Source organism: Rhizobium mulingense (assembly GCF_029194105.1).
GTDB classification, from domain to species: Bacteria; Pseudomonadota; Alphaproteobacteria; order Rhizobiales; family Rhizobiaceae; genus Rhizobium; species Rhizobium mulingense.
This window is the reverse complement of sequence record NZ_JARFVE010000016.1, coordinates 75,793-84,234: the sequence shown is the minus strand read 5'-3', so window position 1 is coordinate 84,234 and position 8,442 is coordinate 75,793. Positions and strand designations below refer to the sequence as shown.

The window sequence follows — 8,442 nt, the reverse complement described above, 5'->3', positions numbered from 1 at the left end:
GTGCCGGTAGAAAAGGCGCTGGAGCCGATCGTCGAACGCGGCCCGAGACTGCACCAGGCCGGCGAAGCCGGTTACCGCTGAGGAGCATTCATGCGACTACTCGTTCTTGGCACGGGTGTGATGGCGAAAAACCAGCTCACCCACTTCAGCAAAATCGACGGCGTAACCGTGGTCGGCGCCGTCGACACCGATCCCGACCGGCTTTCCGCCTTCGCCGACAAGTTTGGCATCGAAAAGCGGTTTCTGTCGCTGGACGAGGCGATCGCTTGGGGCGAATTCGATGCGGCGACGAACATCACGCCCGATCGGATCCATCACCCAACGACGCTGGCGCTGATCGCCGCCGGCAAACATGTGCTCTGCGAGAAGCCGCTGGCGGAAAACTATCCGAAGGCGCTGGAGATGACGGAAGCGGCCGAAAAGGCCGGCATCATCAACATGGTCAATCTCACCTATCGCAATGTCGCGCCACTGCAGCGCGCCCGCGAGATGGTGCTCGCCGGCGAACTCGGAACGATCAAACATGTCGAGGCATCCTATCTGCAGAGCTGGCTCGTCTCGCGCGCCTGGGGCGACTGGCGCACGGAGTCGACCTGGCTGTGGCGGCTTTCCACCGGCCATGGCTCGAACGGTGTACTCGGCGATGTCGGCATCCACATCCTCGATTTCGCCGCCTATGGCGCCGCGACCGACATCGATCATGTTTTTGCCCGGCTGAAGACCTTCAACAAGGCGCCGGGCGGCCAGATCGGCGAATATATGCTCGACGCCAATGACAGCTTCACCATGTCGGTCGATTTCGCCAACGGCGCGCTTGGCGTCATCCATGCCAGCCGCTGGGCGACGGGCCATCTGAATGAACTGAAGCTGCGCATCTACGGCGAGAAGGGCAGCCTCGAGGTCATTCATCGCCCCGGCGGTTCCGAATTGCGCGGCTGCCTCGGCGAGGATGCCGAGACCGCCACCTGGAGGGAGATCGAGGTGACGCCGGTGCCGACCAACTACCAGCGCTTCGCCGAGGCGGTAGCAAGCCGCATCCAGCCGGATCCCAATTTCCGCCACGCCGCCAACCTGCAGAAGGTTCTCGACCTCGCCATGGTCACCGAGCGTGAGCGGCGCGAGCTGAAGGTCTGATCCTGCGGGAGAGGCGAAGGGGCGGGGACAAGCCGTATGAAAAGTCTTCTCACAAGCTGGCCGCTTTGGGCGCTTCTTTCCGCCTGCTTCGCAGCGCTCACCGCGATTTTCGCCAAGGTCGGCGTCGAAAATGTCAATTCCGACTTCGCAACCTTCATTCGCACCATCGTCATCCTGCTGGCGGCGGCAATCATGGTCTCCATATCAGGCAGCTGGCAGGAGCCGTCCTCGGTGTCGAGCAGGAGCTGGCTGTTCCTGGTGCTCTCCGGTCTTGCCACCGGCGCATCTTGGATTTGTTATTTCCGGGCCTTGAAGCTCGGCGATGCCGCCCGGGTGGCGCCGATCGACAAGCTGTCCGTCGTCTTCGTCTCTGTCTTTGCTGTGCTCTGTCTGGGTGAACGCCTGACGCTGCCGAACTGGCTCGGCGTCATCATGGTTGCCGGAGGCGCCATACTCGTCGCCTACAGGGCTTGAACCGGCGCAGGCAAGGATGTGTTGGCGCAAGCAAACGAAAAGGCCCCGCCGAAGCGGGGCCGTAGGTAGCCGAGCCGCAGCAGGCGGCTTCGACGCTCTTATTATTCAATCACCTGCACCACGCGGTGGGTGCGGGGCTCGACGATCACACGGCGATCATTGACGACGGTATAGGCATATTTCGGGTTGTCAGGCACCGGAGTGACGACGACATCAGCCGGAAGCGGCTTGCCGACGACGATCGGTTGTTCGACGACCACGCGAGAGGTCGGGGCCGGCTGCTGTTCGACATAGCTGACGACCTCGCGCGGGGGCGGATCGATAACAGCGCCGGCAACACCGCCGGCCACGCCGCCAACGGCAGCACCCACGGGACCACCGACAATCGCGCCAGTGATAGCGCCACCGGCAGCACCGGTGACGGCTCCGTCAGCCAGAGCATTGGTGGCAAAAGACGACAGCGCAAGGGCGCTGGAGACAAGTAGAATCTTGTACATTTTGCTTCTCCTTTGCTGGGGTTGCGTCTCGTTAACGACGCCATCTATTCGATGTTCCCGCTGCAAAGAGTCACGCTTTGGAAGGCTGATTCACATTCTGTGAGGCCGCTGAAGCACTGACCGGACGTCGATTATTCCAGCCGCCGGCGGAAGAGCCAGGCGGCGGCGCTGAGCGTGGCGGTGGCGATCAGCGCCAGCGGGATCGTCTGGTTTATCACCTCGCTCAAGGGGATATCCTTGAGGAAAACGCCTTTGACGATCACCAGGAAATATCGCAGCGGATTGATGAAGGTTATCGGCTGCAGCCAGCCCGGCATGTTCTCGATCGGGGTCGCGAAACCGGAAAGCAGCATGGCCGGGACCATGAATAGGAAGGCGCCGAGGATCGCCTGCTGCTGCGTCATCGACAGCGCCGAGATGAACAGGCCAAGGCCGGCGACCGAGCCGAGATAGAAGATGGCACTTCCGTAAAGCAGGAGGAGCGAACCGCGCAACGGCACCTCGAAGAGGAAGACGGCGGCCAGGATATAGACGGTGATGTGGAACAGGCCGATCATCATCGGCGGGATCAGCTTGCCGATCAGGATCTCGTGCAGGCGCAGCGGCGAGACCATCAGCTGATCGAAGGTGCCGAGCTCGCGCTCGCGGGCAATGGAGAGAGCGGTCACGATCAGGCCGATCAGAAGTGCGATGCTGGCGATCAGGTTCGGCACCATGAACCACTGGTAGGTGAGGTTGGGGTTGAACCAATTGCGGGGCATGGTCGAAACCATCGCGGGGCCGGCGCGCATGCCTGCCGGCGTCTCTGCGGCAAGGGCCGCGCTGATCTGCTGGAGGTAACCGGCGACGATCTGCGAGGCGTTGGAACGGCGGCCGTCGAGGATCACCTGCAGGTCAACTGGCGCTCCCGCCTCGATATTACGCGAGAAATCCGGGCCGATCTCGATTGCGGCGATGACAGCCTGGTTGTCGATCGCTACTTGGACTTCGCCCTGATCGGCGGCGATCTCGATGTGGCGGAAGGTCGGCGCGCCATCGATGCGCTCGATCAGTTCCTGGCCCCAATGGCCGCTGTCGCGGTTGAGGATCATGACGTCTACATTGCGCACCTCGAGTGTGGCGGCATAGGAAAAGACCAGAAGCTGGACGATCGGGGGGCCGATCAGGATGGCGCGGCCCTTGGGATCGCGCAGCACGGCGAGCAGTTCCTTGACGATGAGGGCGTAGAGCCTTGTCCATCCCATCTCAACCGATCCTCTTTCTGGTGCTGCGCGCCGCCAGCACGAACATGATGGCGCCGATCGTCAGCATGACGGCGATGGCTTGAATGAACATCGGCCAGATGTCACCGGCGAGGAATACGGTCTGCAGGCTGGGGATCAGGTAACGCGCCGGCACGATGAAGGTGATCCACTGGATGATCTCAGGCATGGAATTGATCTCGAACAGGAAGCCCGACAGCAGGAAGGCCGGCAGGAAGGCGGAGATCAGCGCCAGCTGCGAGGCGAGGAACTGGTTCTTGGTTGCCGTCGAGATCAGCAAGCCCTGGCCGAGCGCCGGGATCAGAAAGGCGGCCGACAGGGCGTAGAGTGCGGCGACGGAGCCGTGGAAGGGCACGCCGAAGAGAAAGACGGCAAGCAGCACGCAGAGCGTCATAGAGGTCAGGCCGAGCAGGAAATAGGGCAGGATCTTGCCGGCGAGCAGCTCGACGGCGGTCACCGGCGTCGCCATCATCGCCTCCATCGTGCCGCGCTCCCACTCGCGGGCGACGACCAGGGAGGTCAAAAGCGTGCCGACCAGCGTCATGACGATGGCGATCGAGCCCGGCACGAGGAAATTGCGGCTGGTCAGCTCCGGGTTGAACCAGAAGCGCTGCTCGACCGTGATGGCCGGCTTGGAGGTGGCGACATCCGCCTGCCTTTGTTGCTCCCAGTTGGCAACGGCGCCCTGGGCGTAATTCTGGACGAAGTTCGCGGTGTTCGGGTCGGAGCCGTCGACGATCACCTGGATGTCGGGCCGGTTGCCAGCGGTGTAGCGCGTGGTGAAATCGGCCGGGATGACGACGATGCCGCGGACCTTGCCGAGCACGAGGTCTTCCTCAAACAGGCGCCGGTCGCGGCCGATCGCCACATCGAAATAACGCGAGGCGCGGAAGCTGGCGGCGAGATCCTGCGTTAGCGGCGTCATCTCCTCGGTCACCAGGCCGATGCGGGTGCGGGTGGTATCGAGCGAGACGCCGTAGCCGAAGAGAAAGAGCAGGATCAGCGGCAGCACGAAGGCGATGAGGATGCTGCTCGGATCGCGGATCGCCTGAAAGCTTTCCTTGCGCACCAGGGCAAAAAGACGCCGAAGCCGACCGGAAGAGGGGCTCATGCGGGATCCTCCGCTTCCGATTGCTGCACGAGCGCGATGAAGGCATCCTCCATCGTCGGGTCCGGCTGCTCGCTGGTCGCGACGCGAGCCTTCAATTCATCGGGCGAGCCCAGCGCGATCGAGCGGCCGCGATAGATCAGCGAGATGCGATCGCAATATTCCGCCTCATCCATGAAATGGGTGGTGACGAGCACGGTGACGCCCTTTTCGACCAGCCCGTTGATATGGGTCCAGAACTCGCGGCGGGTGATCGGATCGACGCCTGAGGTCGGTTCGTCGAGGAAGAGGGCGCGCGGCTCGTGCATGACGGCGCAGGCCAGCGCCAGGCGCTGCTTCAAGCCGAGTGGCAGATCCTTGGCGGGCTCGCGGGCATGCCGTCCGAAATCGAAGATATCCGCCATGAGCGCAATGCGCTCGCGTCTGTGCTGCCCGCGAAGGCCGTACACGCCGGCGAAGAATTCGAGGTTCTGCGTGACCGTCAGATCGCCGTAGAGCGAGAATTTCTGCGCCATGTAGCCGAGCTGGTTGCGGGCTTCGGCGGCATCGCGGCGCAGATCGAAGCCGGCGACGCGGCCCTCGCCGGCAGTCGGCTTCAACAGGCCGCAGAGCATCTTGAAGGTGGTGGATTTGCCGGCGCCGTTCGGGCCGAGCAGGCCGAAGATCTCGCCGCGGCGGATATCGAAGCTGATATTTTCGGCGGCGGTGAAGTCGCTGAAGCGCTTGGTCAGGCCCCTGGCCTCGATCACCGGCCGGTCGCCCTCAGCGGTGAGCGGCGCCTGCGCTTCGGCCAGCCTGGAGCGGCCGCCCGGGCCGCCGCCCAGCATGTCGACGAAGGCATCCTCGAAGCGGGGCGTGGTAGGAGCAAGCGATGCGCCGTCGCCGGCCTTGCCGATATCGGGCGTCTTGTCCTTGGCCGCCACCAGGCGGATCGCCTCGCCCTGGATCACGCCGTCGACGACGCCATCGGCCTGCAGCAGTTCGGCAAGCACCTGCCGGCGGCGGCCCGTGACACCGGAGACCCTGAAGACCCGGTCGTCGACGCGCTCGGTCATCTCCGTGGGTTTTCCCGAAAAGAGCAGCTTGCCCTGGTTCAGGAGCAGCACGTGGTCGCAGGCCTCCGCCTCGTCCAGATAGGCGGTCGACCAGAGAACGCCGATGCCCTCTTTCGTCAGGTTCTCGACCATCTTCCAGAGGTCGCGGCGCGAGATCGGGTCGACGCCGACGCCCGGCTCGTCGAGCAGCAGCAGGCGCGGCTTTTTCAGAAGCGCGCAGGCAAGGCCGAGCTTCTGCTTCATGCCGCCGGAGAGTTTGCCGGCCAGCCGGCCGGTGAAGCGTTTGAGATCGTTGAAGCTCAGCAATTCGTCGAACGTGCTCGCGCGTTCGCTCTTCGGCAGGCCGCGCAGATCGGCATAGAGATCGAGATTTTCCTGCACTGAGAGGTCTTCATAGAGACCGAAGCGCTGCGGCATGTAGCCGATCGCCGCCTGGATGCCGGCGGCATTATTTCTGGTGTCGAAGCCGAGAACTTCTACGATCCCCGTGTCCGGCAGCATCAGGCCGGTTATCAGGCGGATCAGCGTCGTCTTGCCGGCGCCGTCAGGGCCGACGAGGCCGGTGATCGCGCCGCGGGCGATCGTGCCGGAAACGGCATCGAGCGCAGGGGGAGCATCGCCGAAGCGTTTGGTGACGGCGTCGATCCGGACGAGCGGCTTGTCGTTCCAACCGGTCTGGGGGGCGGTGTCGGCGGTGGTCATCGTCCGCCTGCCGCAGGCGTGGAAAGGCGGACGGTGACCGGCATGCCCTGGCGCAGATCCGGGCCGGGCTTGTCGATGACGATCCTCAGGCGATAGACGAGGTCGGTCCTGAGTTCCGGCGTTTCCACCGATTTCGGGGTAAATTCGGCCACCGGCGAGATGAAGCCGATCGTGCCCTCGTAAGGTTTGTCGGGCGCCGTATCGGAGGCGACGGATACCTTCATGCCGGGGTGGATGCGGCCGAGATCGGGCTCCGCAACGTAGCTGCGCACCCAGACCGGCTCGGTCAACGACAGCACGAAGACGGTATCGGCCGGCGAGACGATCGCGCCATTTTCCCGCACACGCGAGAGGATGACACCGTCGTTCGGGGCGCGGAGATCGGTATCCTCCAGCGAGGTGCGGGCCGAGGCTAGCGTTGCCTCGGCTGCCTTCAGTTGCGCGTCGGCGGCGGCGATATCCTCGCTGCGCGAGCCTTCCTGCAAAAGCTTCAGCGCTTCCCTGGCGGACTGGGAGCGGGCGGCGGCCATCGCCTTTGCTGCGGTCGCCTGATCGAGGCTCGCCTCGGAAATGGTGCCCTGCGGGCGAAGCTGGCGGGCGCGGTCATAGGCGAGGTTGGCATTCTGCAGATCGGCGAGGCTTTCGTCATAGGCGGCGCGTGCCTGGGCAATCTCGGTCGGCCGTGGGCCCGCCTTCAGCTTGTCGAGCGTGGCCCGAAGCGCGGCCGCATTGGCCTCCGCCGAACGGACGGCAAGTTCATTGGGCGTGGCGTCGAGCTTTGCCAGAACCGTTCCGCTCTTGACGACATCGCCCTCGTCGACGCGGAGTTCGGAGATGCGCCCGCTGACACGGAAACCGAGTGATACCTGGCGGATGTCGACATTGCCGTAGAGGACGAATTCGCGGCGGGTCTCGGGGAGCCAGCCGAACTTTTCCGGCAGGCCGTACCACCAGGCGGCGGCGCCTGCCGCGATGAGGAGAATGATGGCCAGCGGAAGAATGCGTTTCATGCCGCACCTCCTTTCGACGAGCCGATGACATCGACCAGCTCGGCGGCGAGCCCGCGCAATATTTGCACCTGCTCCGGGCCGACCGCGTCCCATTCCATCTGGCTGAGCACAGCCGCATGAGTGACGCGAAAGACGAGGATGCTGCCGAGAAGACTGAAGGTGCGCAGGCGCACATGTTCCGAGTCGGGGTCCTCGCCAAGGATGGCGGCGATCAGCCGCCGGCCGATCTCGATCATCGGCCGCATGATGCCTTGGTAGACCCTCGTGAAGGCTTCTGTCGGCTCCATCTGCTCGCGGATCAGAAAGCGCGCCCAGGATTCGGATTCCTTGCCGACGAAAAGCGTCACCATGGTCTGGAGAACGTCCGTCAGGAAGCGCCGGGCTTCGGCTTCGCCGAGCGGTTTGCCGGCAGCATCCAGGGCCAGCAGATGCGCGCCGATGCGCGCCCTCATGTCGCCGACATGGGTGTCGATGCGGGCCATCAGATATTCGGCGGTGGCGATATAGAGGCCTTCCTTGCTTCCGAAATAATAGGGGATGGCCTGCAGGTTGACGCCGGCCGCCTCGGTCAGCTGGCGGGTCGAGGCGCCGTCGAAGCCGTAGCGGCCGAAGACGTCGAGGGCGGCGGAAAGCATTTTCTGCCGCGCGACATCGGCGCGTGCTGAGGCTGGTGGTGGATTGGCCTTTTCCTTGCTCATGACGACTTTGTAACATGGTTGGAAAAATAAGTCAATCGATTGATTAATTTCGGTGTGAGACTTTCGCGCCGCGGTCCCAACGGGCGGAGATGATCGATTTCGCATTCGGTGATCGACGGCAACGCAGATAAGCAAGGCAAAGAGGCCCGCGGGAACGGACCTCTTAGGGTTCTCGGGGTGAGAAGGGGAACCAAGCCTCGGTCTGGCTGCCAACAGGGAAGCGATGCGACTATCGCTAATTTTCACGACACTGATATGTCTGGCGTCGGCCGGTTGCAAAACAGGCACCTACCGCTTTCCGTTGCTTGCCCGGCCATGTTTTGACACAAAACCGCCTTGGTCTGTCCGTATCGCCGGTTCGATGCGTATTCAGATCTATATTATCGCGCTCCTGCTGAGCGCCATTATGTGGTCGATCTCGTTCGACGCGGCGCGAGAATCCTATCACGCTGCCCAGAGTGCGGGATTGATGCCCAATTTGCATATCAACAAGAAGCTGGAT

Annotated in this window: 8 protein-coding genes and 1 pseudogene; 3 read left to right on the top strand and 6 right to left on the bottom strand. The window is 63.5% G+C overall.

Features of this window, described 5'->3' with window-relative positions; all coding sequences use genetic code 11:
• From PYR71_RS27835 to PYR71_RS27825, 3 genes and pseudogenes are all read left to right on the top strand, one after another.
• Positions 1-81 (top strand): annotated as a pseudogene (locus PYR71_RS27835) (ThuA domain-containing protein); the annotation flags it as partial.
• A 9-nt stretch (positions 82-90) separates the two neighbouring features.
• Entirely contained in the window at positions 91-1,134 is a 1,044-nt protein-coding gene (locus PYR71_RS27830; RefSeq protein WP_097578201.1) for a Gfo/Idh/MocA family protein, read from the top strand.
• Between the two features lie 36 nt (positions 1,135-1,170).
• Positions 1,171-1,608 (top strand): EamA family transporter, encoded by a 438-nt coding sequence (locus PYR71_RS27825; protein WP_275621680.1) that lies wholly within the window; start codon positions 1,171-1,173, stop codon positions 1,606-1,608.
• A gap of 101 nt (positions 1,609-1,709) precedes the next feature.
• Here the strand turns inward: PYR71_RS27825 and PYR71_RS27820 are convergent, their stop codons facing one another.
• From PYR71_RS27820 to PYR71_RS27795, 6 genes are all read right to left on the bottom strand, one after another.
• The gene (locus tag PYR71_RS27820) at positions 1,710-2,105 is read right to left on the bottom strand and encodes a DUF1236 domain-containing protein (RefSeq protein WP_275621679.1); all 396 of its coding nucleotides are present in this window, start codon (positions 2,103-2,105) and stop codon (positions 1,710-1,712) included.
• 131 nt (positions 2,106-2,236) lie between these two features.
• Positions 2,237-3,349, bottom strand: coding sequence for an ABC transporter permease (locus PYR71_RS27815; RefSeq protein WP_275621678.1), 1,113 nt, complete (start codon positions 3,347-3,349; stop codon positions 2,237-2,239).
• A gap of 1 nt (position 3,350) precedes the next feature.
• Positions 3,351-4,478 carry an ABC transporter permease gene (locus PYR71_RS27810; protein ID WP_275621677.1) on the bottom strand — a complete coding sequence of 376 codons (1,128 nt, stop codon included), beginning with the start codon at positions 4,476-4,478 and terminating at the stop codon, positions 3,351-3,353.
• Positions 4,475-6,232: an ATP-binding cassette domain-containing protein gene (locus PYR71_RS27805; RefSeq protein ID WP_275621676.1), complete on the bottom strand. Its 1,758-nt coding sequence runs from the start codon at positions 6,230-6,232 to the stop codon at positions 4,475-4,477. The genes PYR71_RS27810 and PYR71_RS27805 overlap by 4 nt, the downstream gene beginning before the upstream one ends.
• Positions 6,229-7,242 (bottom strand): secretion protein HlyD, encoded by a 1,014-nt coding sequence (gene hlyD / locus PYR71_RS27800; protein ID WP_275621675.1) that lies wholly within the window; start codon positions 7,240-7,242, stop codon positions 6,229-6,231. The genes PYR71_RS27805 and hlyD overlap by 4 nt, the downstream gene beginning before the upstream one ends.
• On the bottom strand, positions 7,239-7,940 hold the full coding sequence (locus PYR71_RS27795; protein WP_275621674.1) for a CerR family C-terminal domain-containing protein: 702 nt from the start codon (positions 7,938-7,940) through the stop codon (positions 7,239-7,241). Before PYR71_RS27795 ends, hlyD begins: the two co-directional genes overlap by 4 nt.
• Positions 7,941-8,442: the final 502 nt, after the last annotated feature.